The sequence below is a fragment of the Klebsiella sp. HMSC16A12 genome, from assembly GCF_001808265.1.
Lineage (GTDB): Bacteria > Pseudomonadota > Gammaproteobacteria > Enterobacterales > Enterobacteriaceae > Klebsiella > Klebsiella pneumoniae.
This window is the reverse complement of record NZ_KV792621.1, coordinates 182,942-206,687: the sequence shown is the minus strand read 5'-3', so window position 1 is coordinate 206,687 and position 23,746 is coordinate 182,942. Positions and strand designations below refer to the sequence as shown.

The 23,746-nt window shown below is 60.1% G+C and carries 18 protein-coding genes; 10 read left to right on the top strand and 8 right to left on the bottom strand.

Going from position 1 to position 23,746, the window contains the following annotated elements; genetic code table 11:
- Nucleotides 1–114 precede the first annotated feature (114 nt).
- Nucleotides 115–1,587 carry a dipeptide/tripeptide permease DtpB gene (dtpB, locus tag HMPREF3140_RS16655; protein WP_002921264.1) on the top strand — a complete coding sequence of 491 codons (1,473 nt, stop codon included), beginning with the start codon at nucleotides 115–117 and terminating at the stop codon, nucleotides 1,585–1,587.
- A gap of 145 nt (nucleotides 1,588–1,732) precedes the next feature.
- Here the strand turns inward: dtpB and rsmJ are convergent, their stop codons facing one another.
- From rsmJ to HMPREF3140_RS16640, 3 genes are all read right to left on the bottom strand, one after another.
- Complete coding sequence (gene rsmJ / locus HMPREF3140_RS16650) at nucleotides 1,733–2,485, bottom strand: 16S rRNA (guanine(1516)-N(2))-methyltransferase RsmJ (RefSeq protein WP_004188262.1); 753 nt, start codon at nucleotides 2,483–2,485, stop codon at nucleotides 1,733–1,735.
- Nucleotides 2,486–2,492: 7 nt separating this feature from the next.
- A complete protein-coding gene (gene prlC, locus HMPREF3140_RS16645) occupies nucleotides 2,493–4,535 on the bottom strand; it encodes an oligopeptidase A (RefSeq protein ID WP_004151426.1) in 2,043 nt (680 codons plus the stop codon).
- 182 nt (nucleotides 4,536–4,717) lie between these two features.
- Nucleotides 4,718–5,989: an acid phosphatase gene (locus HMPREF3140_RS16640; protein ID WP_032412533.1), complete on the bottom strand. Its 1,272-nt coding sequence runs from the start codon at nucleotides 5,987–5,989 to the stop codon at nucleotides 4,718–4,720.
- Nucleotides 5,990–6,182: 193 nt separating this feature from the next.
- Here HMPREF3140_RS16640 and HMPREF3140_RS16635 point away from each other — a divergent pair, with 193 nt between their 5' ends.
- A complete protein-coding gene (locus HMPREF3140_RS16635) occupies nucleotides 6,183–7,025 on the top strand; it encodes a 23S rRNA (adenine(2030)-N(6))-methyltransferase RlmJ (RefSeq protein WP_002921269.1) in 843 nt (280 codons plus the stop codon).
- Between the two features lie 72 nt (nucleotides 7,026–7,097).
- Nucleotides 7,098–8,450, top strand: a complete 1,353-nt coding sequence (gene gorA / locus HMPREF3140_RS16630) for a glutathione-disulfide reductase (RefSeq protein ID WP_002921271.1) — start codon at nucleotides 7,098–7,100, stop codon at nucleotides 8,448–8,450.
- A gap of 53 nt (nucleotides 8,451–8,503) precedes the next feature.
- Here the strand turns inward: gorA and HMPREF3140_RS16625 are convergent, their stop codons facing one another.
- Nucleotides 8,504–9,127, bottom strand: coding sequence for a glutathione S-transferase family protein (locus tag HMPREF3140_RS16625; protein WP_002921273.1), 624 nt, complete (start codon nucleotides 9,125–9,127; stop codon nucleotides 8,504–8,506).
- Nucleotides 9,128–9,253: 126 nt separating this feature from the next.
- On the opposite strand from HMPREF3140_RS16625, the gene HMPREF3140_RS16620 reads away from it, so the two are divergent.
- The 3 genes from HMPREF3140_RS16620 (at nucleotide 9,254) to HMPREF3140_RS16610 (ending at nucleotide 12,894) form a co-directional block, all read left to right on the top strand.
- Nucleotides 9,254–10,402 (top strand): iron-containing alcohol dehydrogenase, encoded by a 1,149-nt coding sequence (locus HMPREF3140_RS16620; protein WP_032412535.1) that lies wholly within the window; start codon nucleotides 9,254–9,256, stop codon nucleotides 10,400–10,402.
- Between the two features lie 239 nt (nucleotides 10,403–10,641).
- Nucleotides 10,642–12,294, top strand: a complete 1,653-nt coding sequence (locus tag HMPREF3140_RS16615; protein WP_002921331.1) for an alpha,alpha-trehalase — start codon at nucleotides 10,642–10,644, stop codon at nucleotides 12,292–12,294.
- Nucleotides 12,295–12,360: 66 nt separating this feature from the next.
- Complete coding sequence (locus HMPREF3140_RS16610; protein WP_002921333.1) at nucleotides 12,361–12,894, top strand: GNAT family N-acetyltransferase; 534 nt, start codon at nucleotides 12,361–12,363, stop codon at nucleotides 12,892–12,894.
- A 34-nt stretch (nucleotides 12,895–12,928) separates the two neighbouring features.
- On the opposite strand, the gene HMPREF3140_RS16605 is transcribed toward HMPREF3140_RS16610, so the two are convergent.
- Nucleotides 12,929–13,687: an SDR family NAD(P)-dependent oxidoreductase gene (locus HMPREF3140_RS16605; RefSeq protein ID WP_002921336.1), complete on the bottom strand. Its 759-nt coding sequence runs from the start codon at nucleotides 13,685–13,687 to the stop codon at nucleotides 12,929–12,931.
- A 119-nt stretch (nucleotides 13,688–13,806) separates the two neighbouring features.
- Between HMPREF3140_RS16605 and HMPREF3140_RS16600 the strand changes: the two genes are divergently transcribed.
- The 3 genes from HMPREF3140_RS16600 (at nucleotide 13,807) to HMPREF3140_RS16590 (ending at nucleotide 17,438) form a co-directional block, all read left to right on the top strand.
- The gene (locus HMPREF3140_RS16600) at nucleotides 13,807–14,706 is read left to right on the top strand and encodes a LysR family transcriptional regulator (protein ID WP_004145179.1); all 900 of its coding nucleotides are present in this window, start codon (nucleotides 13,807–13,809) and stop codon (nucleotides 14,704–14,706) included.
- Between the two features lie 106 nt (nucleotides 14,707–14,812).
- Nucleotides 14,813–15,844 carry an inner membrane protein YhjD gene (yhjD, locus tag HMPREF3140_RS16595; RefSeq protein WP_002921337.1) on the top strand — a complete coding sequence of 344 codons (1,032 nt, stop codon included), beginning with the start codon at nucleotides 14,813–14,815 and terminating at the stop codon, nucleotides 15,842–15,844.
- Between the two features lie 271 nt (nucleotides 15,845–16,115).
- A complete protein-coding gene (locus HMPREF3140_RS16590; RefSeq protein WP_004150118.1) occupies nucleotides 16,116–17,438 on the top strand; it encodes an MFS transporter in 1,323 nt (440 codons plus the stop codon).
- 37 nt (nucleotides 17,439–17,475) lie between these two features.
- On the opposite strand, the gene HMPREF3140_RS16585 is transcribed toward HMPREF3140_RS16590, so the two are convergent.
- The gene (locus HMPREF3140_RS16585) at nucleotides 17,476–19,527 is read right to left on the bottom strand and encodes an AsmA family protein (protein WP_004211224.1); all 2,052 of its coding nucleotides are present in this window, start codon (nucleotides 19,525–19,527) and stop codon (nucleotides 17,476–17,478) included.
- Nucleotides 19,528–19,721: 194 nt separating this feature from the next.
- On the opposite strand from HMPREF3140_RS16585, the gene HMPREF3140_RS16575 reads away from it, so the two are divergent.
- The gene (locus tag HMPREF3140_RS16575; RefSeq protein ID WP_032412537.1) at nucleotides 19,722–20,651 is read left to right on the top strand and encodes a 2-dehydro-3-deoxygluconokinase; all 930 of its coding nucleotides are present in this window, start codon (nucleotides 19,722–19,724) and stop codon (nucleotides 20,649–20,651) included.
- Nucleotides 20,652–20,705: 54 nt separating this feature from the next.
- On the opposite strand, the gene HMPREF3140_RS16570 is transcribed toward HMPREF3140_RS16575, so the two are convergent.
- Both HMPREF3140_RS16570 and HMPREF3140_RS16565 read right to left on the bottom strand, forming a co-directional pair.
- A complete protein-coding gene (locus HMPREF3140_RS16570; protein WP_002921436.1) occupies nucleotides 20,706–22,208 on the bottom strand; it encodes a M16 family metallopeptidase in 1,503 nt (500 codons plus the stop codon).
- A 219-nt stretch (nucleotides 22,209–22,427) separates the two neighbouring features.
- Nucleotides 22,428–23,714, bottom strand: coding sequence for a dicarboxylate/amino acid:cation symporter (locus HMPREF3140_RS16565; protein WP_002921438.1), 1,287 nt, complete (start codon nucleotides 23,712–23,714; stop codon nucleotides 22,428–22,430).
- Between the last annotated feature and the right edge of the window lie 32 nt (nucleotides 23,715–23,746).

Below are 23,746 nucleotides of genomic sequence, written 5' to 3'. Positions count from 1 at the left end.
TAATAATCTATTCCATAAGCCAATAACCGCAGCATGGCGAGTTATCAGACATTTTCGGCGCGTTCTGGCATACGCGTTCATACTTTTTGGGAAAGTAATACAAGGCGAAGGAATATGAATACAACTGCACCTACGGGCTTGCTGCAGCAACCTCGTCCGTTCTTTATGATCTTCTTTGTGGAGCTCTGGGAACGTTTTGGCTATTACGGCGTTCAGGGGATCCTGGCGGTTTTCTTTGTTAAACAGCTGGGCTTCTCTCAGGAACAGGCCTTTATCACCTTCGGCGCCTTCGCGGCGCTGGTTTACGGGCTGATCTCCATCGGCGGCTACGTGGGCGACCATTTGCTGGGGACCAAACGCACGCTGGTGCTCGGCGCCATTGTGCTGGCTATCGGCTACTTTATGACCGGGATGTCGCTGCTGAAACCGCAGCTGATCTTTATCGCTCTCGGCACCATCGCCGTCGGCAACGGTTTGTTTAAAGCCAACCCGGCGAGCCTGCTCTCCAAATGCTATCCGCCGAAGGATGCCCGTCTCGACGGGGCATTTACCCTGTTCTATATGTCGATAAACATCGGTTCGCTGCTGTCGCTGTCGCTGGCGCCGGTGATCGCCGAAAAATTTGGCTACGCGGTAACCTATAACCTGTGCGGCGCGGGGCTGATTATCGCGCTGCTGGTCTACTTCGCCTGCCGCGGGATGGTGAAAGATATTGGCTCCGAGCCGGATCATCGCCCCCTCAGCCTACGCAATCTGGCGCTGGTGCTGGCCGGTACGGTGGTAATGATTTTTCTCTGCGCCTGGCTGATGCATAACGTGATGATCGCCAACCTGGTGCTGATTGTTCTGTCGGTCGTGGTTATTGCGTTCTTTTTCCGTGAGGCGTTTCGCCTCGATAAAACCGGACGCAACAAAATGTTCGTCGCCTTTATTCTGATGATCGAGGCGGTGCTGTTTTACATTCTGTATGCCCAGATGCCGACCTCGCTGAACTTCTTCGCCATCAACAACGTCCATCATGAGATCCTTGGCTTTACCATCAACCCGGTCAGCTTCCAGGCGCTGAATCCCTTCTGGGTAGTGGTCGCCAGCCCGGTGCTGGCGGCGATCTACACCCATCTCGGTCATAAGGGTAAAGACCTGACCATGCCGGTGAAATTTACCCTCGGGATGTTCCTCTGCGCGCTGGGCTTCCTGACCGCCGCGGCGGCCGGGATGTGGTTCGCCGACGCCCAGGGGTTAACCTCGCCGTGGTTTATTGTGCTGGTCTATCTGTTCCAGAGTCTGGGGGAACTGTTAATCAGCGCTCTGGGGCTGGCGATGGTTGCCGCACTGGTGCCGCAGCATCTGATGGGCTTTATTCTGGGGATGTGGTTTCTGACCCAGGCCGCCGCGTTCCTGCTGGGCGGCTATGTGGCGACTTTCACCGCCGTGCCGGAAAACATCACCGACCCGCTGCAGACCCTGCCGGTCTACACCAATGTGTTCAGTAAAATTGGCCTGGTGACGCTGGGCGTCACGGTGGTAATGGCGCTGATGGTGCCGTGGCTGAACCGGATGATTAATACACCGGCCAGCGCCGAGTAACCGTTTAAGATGGCCGATCCGCACTGGCGCCGTTTGTTCAGATATTGTGGTTCCCGGCTTGCGCTACGCTGAGCCGGGCGACAATTCGGTAGCCCGGATAAGGCGCGTTGCGCCGCTATCCGGGAGATACCACCACGGCGTAATATTACTCCGGCGTACCGGCGTAAATATCAAACCGATGCCCTTTGGTCACCACCGCGTTAGGCGTGGCGACATCCGCCAGCGGCGGCGCATAATCCGGGCGCTTGACCACCACTCGTTTGGTCGCCAACTGACGCGCTGGCGCCAACAGGCCATCGGCGTCTAAATCCGGCCCCACCAGCGACTGAAAGACGCGCATCTCTTTCTTCACCAGCGCGCTTTTCTGCTTATGCGGGAACATCGGATCGAGGTACACCACCTGCGGGCGCGGGGTGATATCGGTTAACGCCGTCAGGCTGGAGGCGTGGATCAGCTGCAGCCGCTCCTGCAGCCAGCCGCCGATTTCCGCGTCAGCATAGCCGCGCGCCAGGCCATCATCGAGCAGCGCGGCGACCACCGGATTACGCTCCAGCATCCGCACGCGACAGCCGACCGACGCCAGCACAAAGGCATCGCGTCCCAGCCCGGCCGTCGCATCGACGACATCCGGCAGGTAATCGCCTTTAATACCCACCGCTTTAGCCACCGCTTCGCCGCGGCCGCCGCCAAACTTGCGCCGGTGGGCCATCGCCCCGCCGACGAAATCGACGAAGATGCCGCCAAGCTTGGGCTCATCGCGCTTGCGTAGCTCCAGATGCTCCGTCGTCAGCGCCAGCGCCATCGGGTTATCGTCATCCTGCTCCAGCCCCCAGCGGGCGGCTAAAACAGATAAGGCGCCGTCACCGGCGCCTGTTTCATCAATTAAGCAGATCTTCACGTAGCAATCAGCCTTTGATCCCGTAATGCTCCAGCATCGCGTCCAGCTGCGGCTCACGCCCGCGGAAGCGTTTGAACAGCTCCATCGGCTCTTCGGAACCGCCGCGGCTCAGGATATTGTCGAGGAACGACTGACCGGTTTCACGGTTGAAAATCCCCTCTTCTTCGAAGCGTGAGAAGGCGTCTGCCGCCAGCACGTCGGCCCACAGGTAGCTGTAGTAGCCTGCCGCATAGCCGCCAGCGAAGATGTGGCTGAAGGCGTGCGGGAAGCGGCCCCAGGTCGGCCCCGGCACCACGGCGACCTGCTTTTTAATCTCGGCCAGGGTCTCAAGGATTTTCGCTCCCTGCTCCGGTTTGTACTCCGCATGCAGGCGGAAATCGAACAGGCCGAACTCCAGCTGGCGCAGAATAAACATCGCCGCCTGGTAGTTTTTCGCCGCCAGCATTTTCTCCAGCAGCTCCTGCGGCAGCGGTTCACCGGTTTCATAATGGCCGGAGATAAACGCCAGCGCTTCCGGCTCCCAGCACCAGTTCTCCATAAACTGGCTCGGCAGCTCGACCGCATCCCACGGCACCCCGCTGATGCCGGAAACCCCGGCGGTGTCGATGCGGGTCAGCATATGGTGCAGACCGTGGCCGAACTCGTGGAACAGGGTGATCACTTCGTCATGGGTGAACAACGCCGGCTTGCCGTTGACCGGGCGGTTGAAGTTACAGGTCAGGTAGGCGACCGGCTTCTGCAGGGAACCATCCAGTTTACGCATCTGGCCGACGCAGTCGTCCATCCACGCCCCCCCGCGCTTATGCTCGCGGGCATACAGGTCGAGATAGAAGCTACCGCGCAGCTCGTTGTGTTCGTCATACAGCTCGAAGAAGCGCACTTCCGGATGCCACACATCGACATCGGTACGCTCTTTAGCGGTAATACCGTAAATGCGCTTAACCACTTCAAACAGGCCGCTAACGGCTTTGTTTTCCGGGAAATAGGGGCGCAGCTGCTCATCACTGATGCTGTAGAGGTGCTGCTTCTGTTTTTCGCTGTAGTAGGCAATGTCCCACGGCTGCAGCTCATCGACGCCAAACTCGGCTTTGGCGAAGGCGCGCAGCTGGGCCAGCTCTTTTTCGCCCTGCGGACGGGCGCGTTTTGCCAGGTCGGTGAGAAAGTCGAGCACCTGCTGCGGATCCTTCGCCATTTTGGTGGCGAGGGATTTATACGCATAGCTGTCAAAGCCCAACAGCTGCGCCAGCTCGTGACGCAGGGCGAGGATCTCCGCCATCACCGGGCTGTTATCCCATTTCCCGGCGTTCGGGCCCTGATCGGAGGCGCGGGTGGAATAGGCGCGATACATCTCTTCGCGCAGCGCCTGGTTATCGCAGTAGGTCATCACCGGCAGATAGCTCGGAATATCCAGGGTCAGCAGATACCCTTCCTGCTCTTTGGCCTGCGCCTGAGCCTGAGCGGCGGCCAGCGCGCTTTCCGGCATGCCGGCCAGATCGGCGACATCGGTCACCAGCTTGTTCCAGCCCATGGTGGCGTCGAGGACGTTGTTGCTGTACTGGTTGCCCAGCTCAGAGAGGCGCGCGGCGATTTCACCGTAGCGTTTCTGCGCCTCCGGCGGCAGGCCAATCCCGGATAATTCAAAATCGCGCAGCGCGTTATCAACCGCTTTTTTCTGCGCGGTATTCAGCGTGGCGTAGTTATCGCCATCGCGCAGGTCGCGGTAGGCTTTATACAGGCCTTCATGCTGGCCGACCCAGGTGCTGTACTCGGAGAGCAGCGGCAGCGTCTGTTCGTAGGCCTCACGCAGTTCAGGGCTGTTTTTAACCGAATTCAGATGGCTGACAGGCGAGAAGATGCGTCCCAGCACATCGTCCACTTCCGCCAGCGGCTGGCAAAGATTTTCCCAGCTATACGGCGCGCCATGCGCCACCGCGCTTTCCACCGCGGCCCGGCAATCCTCCAGCGCTTTGGTGACCGCAGGGACCACGTGCTCTGGTTTGATCGCAGAAAAAGGCGGCAGGGAGAAAGGCGTCAATAATGGATTGGTCATATGCGCTGTCCTGTTGAAAAGGGTGAATGAAGCGCGCGTCCGGCGCTTATGCATGAGATCTAAAATGGGGGATAGTTGGGGGAATTTCAATGACGGGCGGTGCGTCAGCCTGGGTATTGCTGCGATAAGTCCGCCCGTTGCCGGAAAAGCGCGACACGCAGTGCAGCGTGCCGGAAACCACATTACTGCCTTTTTTGCGCCATCTCCCAGGCCGCCGACAGATTCAACCGCTGCCAGAATTGCTGTTCGGGGGTGGTGCCGGATAGCGGGTAACCCGCCGGCAGCGCGGTGTTGACCATCAGCGCCCGACGCTGAGCCGCTGACAGATGCGGCAGGGCATCTTCCAGCAGCACTTCCGCCCCCTCCGGCACCTGTAAACGCGGCTGCGGACCCTTCTGCTGCGGCAGATCGTAGGTCATGGTGAAGCGAGAGAAATCACGCATCGCCGGATCGCGCCAGGGATCGTCTTTCACGCTGCTCTTCGCGCACTCGGCAAGCGATGTGCCGCAGGCCTTCGCCAGCGCGGCGCGCAGCTGATCGCGGGCTTCGTTAAATAATACCCGGTAGTGCGGATCGTTAAGATAGTGGGCCACGTTGCGCTCGGCCACCATTCGCGAGCCGATCACGTCCAGCGGGTAGTGGACGCCCAGCACGATGCGCGAGTAGCCATAGCGGGCGCCGCGCGCCACCAGCGCGTCGTAGCGTTCCGGGATCATCGCCGCCAGCAGCAACGCATCGGTATAGCCGGTGTTGGTGTGGCCGCTGGGGAACGAGCCGCCGTCGGCGGTGTAGGGCTGGTTATCTTTCACCACCACATCGTCAGGCACCAGGTGAATGGTGTTGCCCTGCACCAGAAACGGCCGCGGATTGTTGAAGTGCTTTTTCGCCTCGCCGGTGCTGACCTCCGAGGCTTTGATCAACGCTGCCGCTTTCCCCAGCGCGCCCTGGTCATAGGCGGTCAGAAACGCTTTGCCAAGGCGTGGCCCCAGCGCGTCGCTGAGGAAGTAGAGGTAGCTAATGCCTTCCGCATCGGCCAGCGCCTGACGGCGCGTGGTCTGCACGGCGTCGCGATTGATGGCGGTCACTGTCGCCAGATTCTGCTTCACGACGGTCTCCGGCAGGGTGCTGAACGCCGACAGCAGCGCAATGCCCGCCTGCTGGTTGGCCCGGGTCTGGAAGTCATAGCCGCTGGCCTTCAGCCAGGCGGTATCGGCCTGAGTTTGGTTTTGTTTGGTGTGCGCCAGCCGATCGCGGGTCAGCGTGGCGGCATCCCCCTGCAGAGCGTGGCGTAGCTGCGCCAGCGCCTGTTGCTCAAGATCGTCATACGCCTGGCTGGAGGCAGCCGGCGTCACGCTATTGGCGAGGGCCGCCGCCCTGTTCAGCGGGGTGTCTTTAGCCAGAACCGGTTGCGCCAGCAGCAGCGCGACGGCCAGCAGCGAGAGTTGCCTTTTCATTATTTTTCCTTTTATTCAAATAATTACCTTGCCTGTATCCGACGCTAGCGCGGCCGTTTGACGTTTTTATGACAGCGTTATGTTTTGCAACGCTTTTGGCAGAAATGAAACAGCGCGGCGGCGCAGCGGTAATCTCGGCCGATCTGCGGTAAACTATCGGTTAACTTGTTTACTTCCCGGAATCTCTGCATCCATGCTCAGTTATCGCCACAGCTTTCACGCAGGCAACCACGCCGACGTCCTCAAACACACCGTTCAGAGCCTGATCATTGAATCACTGAAAGAGAAAGAAAAACCGTTTCTCTACCTGGACACTCACGCCGGCGCGGGCCGCTATCAGCTGAGCGGCGAGCACGCCGAACGTACCGGCGAGTATCTTGAAGGCATCGCCCGCATCTGGCAGCAGGACGACCTGCCGGCGGAGCTGGAGCCGTATATTTCGGTAGTCGAACACTTCAACCGTAACGGCCAGCTGCGCTACTACCCGGGCTCGCCGCTGATTGCCCGCCAGCTGCTGCGCGAGCAGGACAGCCTGCAGATGACAGAGCTGCACCCGAGCGACTTCCCGCTGCTGCGCGCTGAGTTCCAGAAAGACAGCCGCGCGCGCGTCGATAAAGCCGATGGCTACCAGCAGCTGAAAGCCAAGCTGCCGCCGGTATCGCGCCGCGGTTTGATTCTGATCGACCCGCCGTACGAAATTAAAACCGACTATCAGGCGGTGGTCACCGGGATTAACGAAGGCTACAAACGCTTCGCCACCGGCACCTACGCCCTGTGGTACCCAGTGGTGCTGCGCGCGCAAATCAAACGCATGATCAAAGAGTTAGAAGCCACCGGCATCCGCAAAATCCTGCAGATTGAGCTGGCGGTGCGTCCGGACAGCGACCAGCGCGGCATGACCGCCTCCGGGATGATCGTCATCAACCCGCCGTGGAAGCTGGAGCAGCAGATGAATAACGTGCTGCCGTGGCTGCACAGCAAACTGGTTCCGACCGGCACCGGCCACGCCACCGTCAGCTGGATCGTACCGGAGTAATCGCAACCATCGGTGGAACCTTTTAAGCCTCGCGCTACAATCGCGGCAATCAACGATTAAGGACATATGGGCATGAGCAAACATTATGATTACCTCGCCATCGGCGGCGGTAGCGGCGGTATCGCCTCAATTAACCGCGCGGCCATGTACGGCCAGAAGTGCGCGCTGATTGAAGCCAAAGAGCTGGGCGGCACCTGCGTCAACGTCGGCTGCGTGCCGAAAAAGGTGATGTGGCATGCGGCGCAGATCCGCGAAGCGATTCATCTTTACGGCCCGGACTACGGTTTCGATACCACCATCAACCATTTTGACTGGGAGAAGCTGGTCGCCAGCCGTAGCGCCTATATCGACCGTATTCATACCTCTTACGACAACGTACTGGGTAAGAATAAAGTCGACGTGATCAAAGGCTTCGCGCGCTTTGTCGATGCCCACACCGTGGAAGTCAACGGCGAGATCATCACCGCTGACCATATCCTGATCGCCACCGGCGGCCGGCCGAGCCACCCGGATATTCCGGGCGTCGAATACGGTATTGATTCCGACGGTTTCTTCGAACTGCCGGCGCTGCCGAAGCGCGTGGCGGTGGTCGGCGCAGGCTATATCGCCGTTGAGCTGGCGGGGGTGATTAACGGCCTCGGCGCCGAAACCCACCTGTTCGTGCGTAAACACGCGCCGCTGCGCAGCTTCGATCCGCTGATCGTTGAGACCCTGGTGGAAGTGATGAACGCCGAAGGCCCGCAGCTGCATACCAATGCGATCCCGAAAGCGGTGGTGAAGAATGCCGACGGCAGCCTGACGCTGGAGCTGGAAGATGGCCGCAGCCAGACCGTTGACTGCCTGATCTGGGCGATTGGCCGCGAACCGGCGACCGACAACTTCAATCTGGCGGCAACGGGCGTTAAAACCAACGATAAAGGGTACATCATCGTTGATAAATTCCAGAACACCAACGTGCCGGGCATCTACGCGGTGGGCGATAATACCGGCGCCGTTGAGCTGACGCCGGTCGCCGTGGCCGCAGGCCGTCGTCTCTCCGAACGCCTGTTTAACAACAAACCGGAAGAGCATCTGGACTACAGCAACATCCCGACCGTGGTCTTCAGCCATCCGCCAATCGGCACCGTCGGCTTGACCGAGCCGCAGGCGCGCGAGCAGTACGGCGACGACGCCGTGAAGGTCTACAAATCTTCCTTCACCGCGATGTATACCGCCGTGACCTCTCACCGTCAGCCGTGCCGCATGAAGCTGGTGTGCGTCGGCCCGGAAGAGAAGATTGTCGGCATCCACGGCATCGGCTTCGGGATGGATGAGATGCTGCAGGGCTTTGCGGTGGCCCTGAAGATGGGCGCCACCAAAAAAGACTTCGACAACACCGTCGCCATTCACCCGACGGCGGCAGAAGAGTTCGTCACCATGCGCTAAGACGCGATCGCCGGATGATAAAAAGAAGCCCCCAGGGGCTTCTTTTTTTATGCTCAGGCCACGCCGTTATTGCCATGGCGCATAAACGCCGGGCGCTGATTGAGCGCCATATACCAGCGCTCCACGGCTGGCATCTCCGGATGGGCGAAAGGGGTCATTTTCCAGCGATGCACCGACAGCCCCAGCACGATATCGGCCAGGGTGAAGCGCTCGCCGGCTATCCACGCCCCGGTACGCTGCAGCTGCGCTTCAACAATGCGCACGCAGTGGGTCCAGGCGGCAATACTCTCTTTAATCGCCACCGGATCCTGAAAGCGCGGATCTTTACGCACCAGCCCCATAAAAGCATGGCGCCAGGCAGTATTGAACTCGGTCGCCTGCCAGTCCATCCAGTGCTCCACCTCGGCGGCGGGCTGCGGCTCGGCGGGCAGCAGATCCCAGCGCTCCGCTTTGCGCGCCAGATAGCGGCAGATACTGTTCGACTCCCAGAGCACGAAGTCATCGTCCAGTAGCACCGGCACCAGGCTGTTAGGATTCAGACGCTGAAACTCAGGCGTATCCAGGGGCTTAAATCCGCTGCCGTAATCTTCCTGCTGGTACGCCAGCCCGGCTTCCTCGCAGGTCCACAGCACTTTCCGTACATTAATTGAAGAGCGTTTACCCAGAATTGTTAGCATCGTCAGCGATTCCTCAGCCATAAAAGACAGTCCATTCACTCTACTCTATTGCCAGCCAGCAACAAGGCAGAGCGCTGGATAATGTGTATAGTTGATTCCAGCCTGTTTGCCGAAAAGGAACCCGACATGTTGACCCCTTTTACCGTTTTGATGCCTGCAAATATTCGTTTTGGCCGTGGTCAGGCCGAGAGCGCCGCCCCCTGGCTGGCACAACAGGGCGGCCCAATCCTGCTGGTGCATGGCGCCAGCCCGCAGCGGGCGGCGTTTCTCCGCCAGCAGCTGGAGGCGCTGCAGCTTGCGGTCACGACGCTGGCGATAAGTCGCGAACCCTGGCTTAGCGATATCGAGCAGGGCGTCCAGCTGGCGCGCGAGAAAGGGATCAGAGCAGTGGTCAGCCTCGGCGGCGGCGCGGTGATTGACGCCGGTAAGGCGATTGCGGCGCTGGTCCCCGCCGCCGGCCCTGTGATCGACTATCTGGAGGTGGTGGGAACGGGCCGTCAGCTGGAAGCCAGTCCCCTGCCGTTCGTAGCGATCCCCACCACCGCTGGCACGGGCGCGGAGGTCACCAAAAATGCGGTGATCAACGTTCCGGAACAGCAGCGGAAAGTGAGCCTGCGCGACGACCGAATGCTGCCTGACCTGGCGATTGTCGACCCGGCGCTAACCGACAACGCGCCGCGGAGCATCACCCTGAGCTCCGGCCTCGACGCCCTGACCCAGGTGATCGAGCCCTGGCTCTGCAGCCGGGCCACTCCCTTCACCGATGCTTTCTGCCAGCAGGCGATCCCGCGGGGAATTCGCGCGCTAAAAATCCTGATGGAACAAGAGTGTCCGGCCAGCCGCGACGAGATGGCCTGGGTCAGCCTGTGCGGCGGACTGGCGCTGGCGAACGCCGGGCTGGGGGTGATCCACGGCCTCGCCGGCCCGCTGGGGGGCCTGAGCCGCGCCTCGCACGGCGCCCTATGCGGCAGTTTGTTGCCGTTTGGCCTGGCGCTCAATGAGTCGCAGATCAACGACCCTGGCCTGCGCCAGCGCGTTAACGATGTCCGCCGCTGGCTGGCCGACGGGCTGGACGTCCCTGTGGATCAGGTCTGGGACAGTCTGCGGGAATGGAGCCATCGCGCTGGCCTTGGCACCCTGCGCGACCTCGGCGTAGCGCGCGATGCGCTGGAACCGGCGGCGCTGGCCGCCAGCACCTCCTCATCGATGAAGGCCAACCCGGTCAGCCTGAGCGGCGAACAGCTGCTGGAGATGCTGGAGGCGGCGTGGGAGTGAGCGCCCCGGGATAAAATTTTGTTGCATAATGAATGCTCCGAATTTCATCTGCGCCAGGATGTACAATTTTTAATTACTTATCAACAGCGTACTTTGAAATGGCAGCTTTTCTTCTCGGCGGAAAAGCGTGATCTCACGCACAGTTTGCTTCACACTCACCGAAGCGACTGTCTACGCTTAATAGACAAGGCCGGGTATGCCCGGCCCCGAACTCACGCTATCCGGAGGTCCGTATCGCTATGTTCAGCCAGAAATTACGCCACGTTGAAGACGACGAGTTAAGGATCGACATCGATCCCTGCTACGAAGCCGATCCGTACGAATTAAAGCTGGATGAGATGATAGACGCTGAACCGGAGCCTGAGGTGATCGAGGGGCTTCCGGCGTCCGATGCCCTCACCCCGGCGGATCGCTATCTTGAGCTGTTTACCAACGTGCAGAAATCACGCATTTTCGCGGACAGCAAAACCTTCCCCGACTGCGCGCCGAAACACGATCCGCTGGACATCCTGCGGAACTACCGCAAGGTCAAACGCCAGCCCGACTTCGATCTGCGGCAGTTCGTTGAGGACAACTTCTGGCTGCCGGAGAGCCAGAGCGACATCTATATCTCCGACCCCAGCCTGACCCTGAAAGAACACATCGACAAGCTGTGGCCGGTGCTGACCCGCGAGCCTCAGGATCATATCCCGTGGTCATCGCTACTGGCGCTGCCGCAGGCCTACATCGTGCCCGGCGGTCGCTTTAGCGAAACCTATTACTGGGACTCTTATTTCACCATGCTGGGGCTGGCGGAGAGCGGCCGGGAAGATTTGCTGAAATGCATGGCCGATAACTTTGCCTGGCTGATTGAAACCTACGGCCACATTCCGAACGGCAACCGCACCTACTACCTCAGCCGCTCGCAGCCGCCGGTGTTCGCCCTGATGGTCGAACTCTTTGAAGAGGATGGCGTGCGCGGCGCGAAGCGCTATCTGGACCATCTGAAGATGGAGCACGCCTTCTGGATGGACGGCGCCGAGTCGTTGATCCCGCACCAGGCGTATCGCCACGTGGTGCGTATGCCGGATGGCTCCCTGCTCAATCGCTACTGGGACGACCGTGACACGCCGCGGGATGAGTCGTGGCGCGAAGACGTGGAGACCGCCCGACACTCCGGGCGGCCCGCCAATGAAGTGTACCGCGACCTGCGGGCGGGCGCCGCGTCCGGCTGGGACTACTCCAGCCGCTGGCTGCGGGATATCACGCGGCTGGCCAGCATCCGCACGACGCAGTTTATCCCCATCGACCTGAACGCCTTCCTGTTCAAGCTGGAGACGACCATTGCCAACCTCTCCGGCCTGAAGGGCGATCGCGAGACGGAGGCGGCCTTCCGCCAGAAGGCCCAGGATCGGCGGGCGGCGGTCAACCGCTATCTGTGGGATGATGAGAACGGCTGTTTCCGCGATTATGACTGGCGCCGTGAACAGCTGGCGCTGTTTTCCGCAGCCAGTATCGTCACCCTTTACGTCGGCCTGGCGACCCACGAACAGGCAGAACGCCTTGCCGATGCGGTGCGGGCCCGCCTGCTCACCCCCGGGGGGATCATGGCCACCGAATACGAAAGCGGTGAGCAGTGGGATAAACCCAACGGCTGGGCGCCGCTGCAGTGGATGGCGATCCAGGGATTTAAACGTTACGGCCAGGATCCGCTGGGAGATGAGATTGCCTGGAGCTGGCTGCAGACGGTCAACCACTTTTACAAGCAGCATCACAAGCTGATTGAAAAATACCATATTGCCACCGGCGTCCCCCATGAGGGCGGCGGCGGGGAGTATCCACTGCAGGATGGCTTTGGCTGGACCAACGGCGTGGTGCGCCGACTGATTGGCCTGTACGGTGAGCCAACCTAGTCGGGCTGTTCCCGGCGGCTTTCTCCTGCTATGTTCAGAGGATTCGCCCTGCCCGGAACGACGCTTATGCCTGAACTTCTGACGCCGCGCCTGCGCTGCTCACCGCTGCAGCTGGACGACTGGTCGTTTTTTCTTTCCCTGCAGCAGGATCCGCAGGTCATGCTCTACGTCGCCGATCCCCGACCGCAGGCGGCCATCCGCGAGGCGTTCGATTCGCGGCTGCCGCCGTGGACGCCCGGGGATGAACACTGGCTGTGCCTGGTGGTGCGCGACAGGCTGACCCATACCCCGCTCGGCCTGACCGGCTACCAGCATCATCAGCGCGACATTGCCGAGGTTGGCTTTCTCTTCGCCCCGGCGGCGCAGGGTCGGGGCTACGGCTACGAATCGCTGCGCGCGCTGTGCGACTACGCCTTTACCACCGGCGGCGTCCGCCGCCTGACCGCCAGCGTCACCGCCGGCAACGAGGCGTCTAAGCAGTTACTGCTCAAAGCCGGCTTCCGGCTGGAGGGGGAGCTGCGGGAAAACTACTGGCTCAACGGACGCTGGCACAACGACTGGCTGTTCGGTCGGCTGCGTGGGGAGGGCGATGCGCCGTAGCGCACCGCCGGTCACAGGCTGGGGGCAGTCAGGATCAGAGGAACATCCCGCCCGAGACTTCCACACGCTGCGCGTTCATCCACGCCAGCTCATCGCTGAGCAGGGCGGCGATGGCGTCGCCGATATCATCCGGCAGCCCAACGCGCCCCAGCGCAGTCTGGGCGGCGATATGCCGATTCACCTCGGCGTTATCGCGCACCTCCCCGCCGCCAAAGTCGGTCTCAATGGCCCCCGGCGCGATGATGTTCACCGATATCCCCCGTCCGCCCAGCTCTTTCGCCTGATAGCGGGTCAGAACCTCCATCGCCCCCTTCATCGCGGCGTAGGCCGCATAGCCCGGCAGGGCAAAGCGCGCCAGGCCGCTGGAGACATTGAGGATACGCCCCCCATCCTGCAGGAGAGGCAGTAGACGCTGGGTCAGGAAAAACGGCCCTTTGAACTGGATATTCATCAGCTCGTCAAACTGCGCTTCGCTGGTCTCGGCGAAGGGCGCGTTGAGTCCGATCCCGGCATTGTTCAGTAAATAATCAAAGGTTGTGCGTCCCCACTTCTGCGCCAGCACCTGCGCCACCTCGCTGGCGAATGCGTCAAATGTTGTGGAATCGCCGACGTTCAGCGCTAATGCTGCCGCTTTGACCCCTTTTTGCTCTATTTCCGCCACCACGTCGAGGGCCGCCTGGCGGTTGCTGTGATAGGTCAAAAGAATATCGGTTCCCTTTGCCGCCAGCTTCAACGCGGCGTTTTTACCCAGACCGCGGCTGCCGCCGGTCACTAAAGCGATACGTTGTGTCATCAGAAGACCCCTTTCAGGTTGCGTTGTGATTGTGTTGTAGCTTATTAACTGCTCATGCAACAATAAATACGCTACATTGCGTTTTACTGTTTCATTAACAACAACAATAGGCGATCGGCATGGATAAAATTCATGCAATGCAGTTATTCATTCGCGTAGCGGATCTGGAGAGCTTCTCCCGCGCCGCCGAGACCCTGGCGCTACCTAAGGGTAGCGTCTCGCGACAGATTCAGGCCCTGGAAAGCCATCTTGGCGTGCGGCTCCTGCACCGCACCACCCGCCGGGTCCAGCTCACCCAGGATGGGATGGTCTACTACGAGCGGGCGAAAGATCTGCTGAGCAACCTCGACGAACTGGACGGCATGTTCCAGCACGATCCGGCGAGCATCAGCGGCCGGCTGCGGGTGGATATGCCGGTCGGTTTTGCTAAAAAAATGGTGATCCCGCATCTGCCGACTTTTTTACAGCAGTATCCGGGCATCGAACTGGAGCTGAGCAGCAGCGATCGGCTGGTGGACGTGATCCGCGAGGGGTTTGACTGCGTGGTGCGCGTCGGCGCGCTCAAAGACTCAGGGTTGATTGCCCGGCCGCTGGGCAAGCTGACGCAAATTAACTGCGCCAGCCCGGACTATCTGGCGCGTTTTGGCTATCCGCAATCCCTGGAGGATCTGGCGGATCATGCCCTGATCCACTACGCCAGCACCCTCGGGGTCCGTCCCCCCGGCTTTGAGGTAATGATCGACGGCGCGGTGCGCTGGGTAAAAACCGGCGGCATATTGACGGTCAACAGTACGGAAACCTATCAGGCAGCCTGTATCGCCGGGCTGGGGATTATTCAGGTGCCACGCACCGGCGTGCGCGAGGCGTTACGCGCCGGCGACCTGATTGAGATCCTGCCCCAGTACCGCGCCGAGCCGCTGCCGGTCTCGCTGATCTACCCGCACCGGCGCAATCTCTCCCGCCGGGTAAATCTGTTTATGGAGTGGCTGGGCGGACTGATGAAAGCGTATGTCGATTGAGCGGCGCGGCCGGAAAACGGGCGGCGGGGAGAGGCATTCCTGCAGGATACGGCATTTAAGGTATACTTTTTGCTGAATCTCGCTGTAAAAAAGGAAGAAATTACGTATGACGCCGGAAAACGACGATCGACGCCCGCCACAGGAACCGGATACGCAGCCGGAGAAAAGCAAAAGCACGCTCGAGGCCCTTAATGACACCGCCGTCGGGCAAAAAGCCAGCCAGGCGCTGAAGACCGTCACCGGAACGGCGGCCAAAGTGCAGCGCAACCCGGTGATCGCCCATCTGTTGCGCGCCGCAGAGCGCTTCAATGACCGGCTCGGCAATCAGTTTGGGGCGGCTATCACCTATTTCTCGTTCCTGTCGATGATCCCGATCCTGATGGTCTCCTTTGCCGCCGCCGGCTTCGTGCTGGCCTGGCACCCAACCCTGCTGCAGGACATTTTCGACAAAATTCTGCAAAACGTCAGCGACCCAACGCTGGCGGCAACGTTGAAAAACACCATCAACACCGCGGTGCAACAGCGCACCGCCGTCGGTCTGGTCGGCCTGCTGGTCGCCCTCTATTCCGGTATTAACTGGATGGGCAACCTGCGCGAAGCGATCCGCGCTCAATCGCGCGACGTCTGGGAGCGCCGGCCGCAGGACGAGGAGAAAATCTGGGTCAAGTACTTCCGCGATCTTATCTCGCTGATCGGTCTGCTGGTGGCGCTGATTATTACGCTGTCCATCACCTCCGTCGCCGGCTCCGCCCAGCAGATGATTATCTCCGCGCTGTATCTCGACAACATTGAATGGCTGAAACCCGCCTGGCGGCTAATCGGCCTCGCCATCTCGATTTTTGCCAACTATCTGCTCTTTTTCTGGATTTTCTGGCGCCTGCCGCGCCATCGTCCGCGGCGCAAGGCCCTGTTTCGCGGCACGCTTATCGCGGCGATTGGCTTTGAAATCATAAAAATCGTCATGACCTGGACGCTGCCGGCGCTGGTGAAATCCCCCTCCGGGGCGGCGTTCGGATCGGTGCTGGGGCTGATGGCCTTTTTCTATTTCTTCGCCCGCCTGACGCTATTCTGCGCCGCGTGGATCGCCACCGCGGAGTATAAAGACGACCGGCGGATGCCGGGCAAAACCCACCGCTGAGGTATTGCGAGGATGAATAAAAGAGGCAAAATTCATCCTCGCGCTTGATTTCAGCAGATAAATCCAGCATGTAACTTTTATTTAACTCAAAACTGGTTTTATTCTCTATCTTTTTAATTGTGTGAAGCATTTCATAGAACTATTTTTACTGGTGTAAAAATTATCCGCTTTTTGCCTCTTTTTTGCCCATTTTCCGCGTTTGTTACAGATTGAAATGTCCCTGTGGCTGTGGCTATATGGCTTTTCGTTCGCGCAAAAATAAGAAAGATCTATGCAAGCCACAGCCACCACTCTCGAAAACACGCAGGAAACCGCCCCGGTCAACTCACGCAACAAGGTTGTTGTCGCCTCGCTCATTGGCACCGCCATTGAGTTTTTCGACTTCTACATCTATGCCACCGCCGCGGTCATCGTCTTCCCGCATATCTTTTTCCCGCAGGGCGATGCCGCTGCGGCCACCCTGCAGTCGCTGGCCACCTTCGCCATCGCCTTCGTCGCCCGGCCGATCGGCTCCGCGCTGTTTGGCCACTTCGGCGATCGCGTCGGCCGCAAGGTCACCCTCGTGGCCTCGCTGTTAACCATGGGGATCTCCACCGTGGTGATCGGCCTGCTGCCCGGCTATGAAAGCATTGGCATTGTCGCGCCGATGCTGCTGGCGCTGGCGCGCTTCGGTCAGGGCCTTGGCCTCGGCGGGGAATGGGGCGGCGCAGCGCTGCTGGCTACGGAAAACGCCCCGGCGCGCAAGCGCGCCCTGTACGGCTCCTTCCCGCAGCTGGGCGCGCCGATCGGCTTCTTCTTCGCCAACGGCACCTTCCTGCTGCTCTCCTGGCTGCTGACCGACCAGCAGTTTATGGAGTGGGGCTGGCGCGTGCCGTTTATCTTCTCTGCGGTGCTGGTGATCATCGGTCTGTATGTTCGCGTCTCGCTGCATGAGACCCCGGTCTTCGCCAAAGTGGCGGCGGCGAAAAAACAGGTCAAAATCCCGCTGGGTACCCTGTTGACCAAACACGTCCGGGTGACGGTGCTGGGCACCTTCATCATGCTGGCCACTTATACCCTGTTCTACATCATGACCGTCTACTCGATGACCTTCAGCACCGGCGCGGCGCCGAATGGCCTGGGTCTGCCGCGTAACGAAGTGCTGTGGATGCTGATGATGGCGGTGATTGGCTTTGGCGTAATGGTGCCTGTCGCCGGCCTGCTGGCGGACGCTTTTGGTCGTCGCAAGAGCATGATTATCATCACCACGATGATTATTTTGTTCGCCCTGTTCGCCTTTAAACCGCTGCTGGGCTCCGGCAATCCGCTGCTGGTCTTCGCCTTCCTGCTGCTGGGCTTAAGCCTGATGGGACTGACCTTTGGCCCGATGGGCGCGCTGCTCCCGGAGCTGTTCCCGACGGAAGTGCGCTACACCGGCGCGTCGTTCTCCTATAACGTGTCGTCGATCCTCGGCGCTTCGGTCGCGCCGTACATTGCCGCCTGGCTGCAGGGTAACTACGGTCTCGCGGCGGTCGGCACCTATCTGGCGGCGATGGCGGCGCTGACGCTGATCGCCCTGCTGCTGACCCACGAGACCCGCCACCAGTCGTTGTGATCCTTCGCCCTGACGCCCCCGGCGTCAGGGCTCTCCTCTACTTTTTCATCTGCGACAAAATGGTCCGACACTGGTTGCTATCGCCCTCCGCCGGGGAGATCAGCGCCAGCAGCGCGGCGGCCGGCGTCACCAGGGTTGCCAGCGCCGCCGCTACCGCGCCGCGGACAATCAGCGGCCCGGCCTTCACCCCCGCCTGCGGCGATTTAAAGGTGCCCCGGACATACAGCGGGGAACGCAGGGTGATCACCCGAAAGCCTTTGCTTTCCGGATCGATGGTCAGGTCCAGCTGCTCGGAGGCGAAGCTGGCGGTCCCGGTCACATTGATCAGCGCGTTTTCTGTATCGAAGGCAAAAATCTGCGGCCGGGCGACGCCGTTGGTTACGTCGATATTGGCCGCGGCGCAGTTCACCCGAACCTCCTCATCGCCAAAAATCTGGCCGATCAGGTAGTTACCGACGTTAAGACCGAGGATTTCCATCAGGTTGCGACTGATCAGTCCGTCGTTCATCAGCAGCTTCAGGTTACCGTTGCTGTTGCCGAGCAGGGCCGCCACCGAGTTGCCGCTGCCGCGCAGCTGGACGTCGCCATTCATCTCGCCGAGGGTTTTCTGCATCATCTCGACGTTTGGCATCAGCGCCTTCAGCTTCAGGCGTCGCGCCTGCAGATTGGCCTCACCCTGCAGCGGCTTTTTATCGCCCTGCAGGTGTACGCTGCCGGCAATCGACCCGTTGGCCAGGCCAAAGCGCACCGGCTGCAGGCGCAGGTCACCATCCTCCAGAATCACATGGGTCGACAGATCGCTGATCGGCAGGGTGCCGCCGTGCTCAATTCTCCGGCCCTTAAAGCGCACATCGGCATCCATCACCTGCCACTTGTCGGTTTCAAAGCGGTCCGCCGGCAGCACTTTACCCGCCGGCTGCGGCCGGTCACCCGCCTGGCGCGAAGCGCTTTTCTTCGTTCCTTTGCCGGAATCGACGCCGATTAATGGCCCGAGGTCCGCCAGACGCAGCTGCTTCGACTCCATATCGCCGCTGAGTTTCGGCCGCGGCTTGCCGGTGGTGTAGGTCAGGGAGCCATGAATGTCGCTATCGCCGATTCGGCCGTTAAAATTCTGATAGTTAAAGCGCATGCGGTTTTTTTGCGTAAAGTCGGCGCGCAGGCGGCCGTCGGTGGAGAATGACGGCGTCTCCGGCAGCAGCACGCCGGTCAGGTCGTAGAGATCGCGCAGCGAGTCGCCGGCGAATTTTAGCCGCAGGTCAATGCCGCCGACGTTGAGCGGGTCGCTGACCGTGCCGCTGAACGCTACCCGGGTGTTACCGGAGTGGAAGTCGCCCTGCAATGGGAAGGGGGCGCTTGCGCTGCGCAGGGCCAGCATGCCGCCGATTTTCCCGTTGCCGGTGACCGGCTGGCCCTTGTAGCGGCCCTTCAGCGACAGACCAAAGACATAGTCGCCTGGTTTCGCCGCGCTATGGCGATCCTTTGTGCCGGTCACTTCGCTGAACGGCAGCGGTTTGCCGAGGGGATCGACGAGGATGGTGATATCGCTGCGGGTGATCTTGTCGTCAATGGCGATAGTCCCGCGATCAAAGAGAATATTATCGAGGCGAAAGGACCAGCTGGAGGGCGCGCTGTCGCCCGGAGTACGCTTATCGCCCGCCAGCTGAAAGGTCCAGTTATTGTTGTCTTCCGCCAGGCGGATCAACCGTACGTCGGGCTGCTCCAGCTTGATCCACGGCAGGTACACCGTTTTGCTCAGCAGCGCCAGCGGGGCAAGGGTCGCCTCCACCCGCGGCAGATGGATCATGGTCACCTGGGGAATGGCCGGCGGGTTGCCCAGCACGATATCCTCCGCGTGTACGTGGGGCCACGGGATCCAGCTGCGCCAGCCGCGCTCGTCCGGCTGCCGTTCCCAGACCACGCCGAGATCGCCGCGGATGGCGAACGGGCGGTTAAGTTCGGCGGACACTTTCTGATTGATCGTCGGCTTCAGCCGGTTCCAGTCAAAGGTGGCCAGCACGATAAAGAAAAGAACGATCAGCAATAGTATCGTTCCTGTGATGATAACCAACGTTTTACGGGTTCTGCTCATCCCTACTCCGCTCCTTTTGCATCACGTCAGTCCTGAATATAGTCAAAAAGCGGCGTTTATCTTGGAAATGCGCTTTTCGTCACATTACGCGCGTCAGGTCAAAAAAATAATGGAACGATGTTTTAATATGATTGACCAGCAAAACAGCGCAGCGCACACTAGCGCTTATATCGATTCCATTGCAGGTTCTGGCTATGTCTAAAAAAATTGCCGTTATTGGCGAATGCATGATTGAGCTGTCAGAGAAAAACGGGGCCGTTAACCGCGGCTTTGGCGGCGATACCTTAAACACCTCGGTCTATATCGCGCGGCAGACGGATGCCAGCGCATTGAGCGTCCACTACGTCACCGCCCTGGGAACCGATGCGTTCAGCCAGCAGATGCTCGACAGCTGGCAACAGGAAAACGTCAACACCGATCTTATCCAGCGGATGGCCGACCGCCTGCCGGGGCTGTATTACATTGAAACCGATGACACCGGCGAGCGCACCTTCTACTACTGGCGCAACGAGGCGGCGGCAAAGTTCTGGCTGGAGAGCGATCGCGCGGCGGCGATTTGCGAAGAGCTGGCCACTTTCGACTATCTCTATCTGAGCGGCATCAGTCTCGCCATTCTCAGCCCGGCCAGCCGCGACAAGCTGTTCACGCTGCTGCGTGAGTGCCGCGCCAACGGCGGCAAGGTGATCTTCGACAACAACTATCGTCCGCGCCTGTGGGCCAGCCAGGCGGAAACGCAGCAGGTCTATCAGGAGATGCTCGCCTGCACCGATATCGCGTTTCTGACCCTCGATGATGAAGACGCGCTGTGGGGAGAAAAACCGGTTGCTGAGGTGATCGCCCGCACCCACGCCGCCGGCGTGGAAGAGGTGGTGGTGAAGCGCGGCGCGGATGCCTGCCTGGTCTCGGTTAGCGGGCAACCGCTGCGGGAAGTGCCGGCCGTCAGGCTGGCCAAAGAGAAGGTGGTGGATACCACCGCCGCCGGAGACTCCTTCAGCGCCGGCTACCTGGCCGTTCGCCTGACCGGCGGCGATGCCGAATCCGCCGCCAGACGCGGACACCTGACCGCCAGCACGGTGATCCAGTATCGCGGGGCGATCATCCCGTGGGAAGCGATGCCGCAGTAATTCTCCGCACAAAGCGCTCTCCGGCCGCCGCTGGCGCGCCGGAGAGGCGTTAGGTTACTGCCCCGGCGGGATGTCGCTGGCCTCGCTGTGGGCGTCAACCGTATCGGCGCTGCCGCTAGCCGCCGTGGCCGCCGGATTCGGCGCCATCAGTTTTTCCCAGGTGGCCTGCAGTTCCTTCATATTGTATTCCGGTTCGCCCTTCGGCTGTTGCAGCACCAGCGCCATGTCCTGCGAGAGCTGCTGGCGCAGATACTGGTTCAGCATGTCCACCGTCAGGGAGTTGAGGAACTCCTGACGCAGCTTCTGGTACTGCTCCGGCGCGATGTCCACCACCTGATTCTGCAGGGAGCGCATGCGCTGGCTCATCAGAATGTCGGTGTCAGTGCGCGCATAGGTGGCAAACAGCTTCTGCAGCTCGAGGCTTTTCTGAGCGATAAGCGCGTCAAACTCCTCCTGAGGCAGCCCGTTGTCCCGCACTTTCGCCAGCTCGCGCGAAACCACGCTCAGGTTGTTGTTCAGGCGCTCGCCCGGGGAATCGATGTTGATGGCGCACTGCGCGCGCTGATATAGCACCCGGCAGTCAAAGCCAAGGCCAATATCCTTCACGTTATTTTTGCTCAGGCTCTGCTGCACGTGCCAGAACAGCGCTTCACGGGCGAGATCGTCACGCCAGTAGCGCTGCAGCGCCGCGGAGTCGCGGATCGGCTGCCATGGCGCATCCCACATGATGGACAGTTTGTCCTGACGCACCGCGTTGGTCATGATGCTGACCGGCACGGTAGGCAGCGGCGATAAGGTCGGCACCGCTGCGGGGGTTTCCCGCTTGCCCTTCAGATCGCCAAAGGTCTTATTGATTTGCTCGGCAACGCTGCGGCTGTCGACATTCCCCACCACGATCAGCGTCATGGCGTCGGGGGTGTACCATTTTTGATAAAAGTCTTTCAGCTGCGCCACGTCGATCGGCTGCTTCAGCGGCGCGGCGGGGTCATGGCCCAGCATGGTGGACCCTTTCAGGCGATAGCGCCACCAACCCTCTTTGGTATCCAGTGGCCAGGTCGCCACCATGTCGCTGCCCTGCAGCGCATGATTGATCGATTCAGGCGTAATGGCCAGTTTACCGCTGGCGTCCGCCAGCCAGCTCAGCGCCTCTTTCAACAGATCGTTGCGGTTATTGGGCAGGCTTAGATTAAACATCGTGTAATCGTAGGAGACGATGGCCGGCGGCAGAGGACGCTTCGGGTCAATACTCTGCTGCCATAAAGAGCGCGCCTGCATCGTCGGCAGGCTGCCGCTTTGCGTCAACGCCAGGCGGGGAATAAAGCGGCTGAAACCGCTCTGCTGAGTGCTTTCGCTCAGCGAGCCAATATTGACGGACAAACGGACTTCGATACGGTCGCTGGGACGTTGCGGCGTGGCCAATACCTGCCACGACAAACCATTCGCTAAGGTCCCTTGTTGCCAGGCCGGATCAGGCTGGAGCGCTTCTGCCTGCACATAACCGGCCGCCGCTACCATCAGCAAACCGCCCGTTAAGAGTTTAATTGTTGTGCCCTGCATGTGAACCCCTGATGAACATTCCTGGTTACAACAGCACCCCACTGACGGGCTGCCGAAAAAAGTGAGAGTGAAATACGTCGGTTAGACCACACGGAGACGAAAATGTCGCATGACAACGTAAAATAATCATTTCGTGTCATTCCCGCCGGGCGGGAATGACCTCTAATTATGCGCAGGAGGCCGTACTCCAGCAAGGGAGTACGGGCCTAAGAGGAGGATTTAAGAGGATAATTCGTGCGTTTTGTTCGCCGGAACACGGTTATTCAGAACGTCATCCATCTGTTTGGCATCCAGTTCTTTCACCCATTTCGCCACCACCACCGTGGCAACACCGTTACCCACCAGGTTAGTCAACGCGCGGGCTTCGGACATAAAGCGGTCGATACCGAGGATCAGCGCCAGACCAGCCACCGGTAAATGACCGACGGCCGAGATGGTCGCCGCCAGCACGATGAAGCCGCTGCCGGTCACCCCTGCCGCCCCTTTCGAGGAGAGCAACAGCACCACCAGCAGGGTGATCTGATGGAAAATATCCATATGGCTGTTGGTCGCCTGGGCGATAAAGACTGCGGCCATCGTCAGATAGATAGAGGTGCCATCGAGGTTGAACGAATAGCCGGTCGGGATCACCAGGCCTACCACCGATTTACGGCAGCCCAGCTTCTCCATCTTGTCGAGCATTCTCGGCAGCGCCGATTCTGATGAGGAGGTCCCCAGCACAATCAGCAGCTCTTCCCGGATATAGCGGATAAATTTGAAGATGCTGAAGCCGGTAGCCCGGGCGATGCTCCCCAGCACCACCACCACGAACAGGATACAAGTGATATAGAAGCAGATAATCAGCTGCCCCAGCTGCACCAGGGTGCCGACGCCATATTTACCGATGGTAAAGGCCATGGCTCCGAAGGCGCCGATCGGCGCCAGGCGCATGATCATATTGATAATGCCGAAGATAACCTGGGAGAAGCTTTCAATGACGTTGAAAATCAGCTGGCCCTTGCTGCCCAGGCGGTGCAGGGCAAAACCAAACAGGACGGCGAACAGCAGAACCTGCAGAATGTTGCCGCTGGCGAAGGCGCCAATGACGCTGCCCGGGATCACATCCAGTAAAAAGGCCACTACCCCTTGATCTTTAGCCTGCTCAGCGTACACCGCCACCGCTTTCGCATCGAGCGTCGACGGGTCGACGTTCATCCCGGCGCCCGGCTGCACCACGTTGACGATAATCAGACCGATAATCAGCGCGATGGTGCTGACCACTTCGAAATAGAGCAACGCCACCGCCCCGGTACGGCCAACGGCTTTCATGCTTTCCATCCCGGCGATCCCCGTCACGACGGTACAGAAGATCACCGGAGCAATCACCATTTTAATCAGCTTAACGAAGGCGTCGCCGAAGGGTTTCATTTGCGCGCCCAGTTCCGGGTAAAAATGGCCCAGCAGAATACCGATCGCTATGGCCGTCAGCACCTGGACATAGAGGCTTTTAAAAATAGAGGTTTTCATAGGGTGTCCTTTGGGAATAACCACAGAGCAAG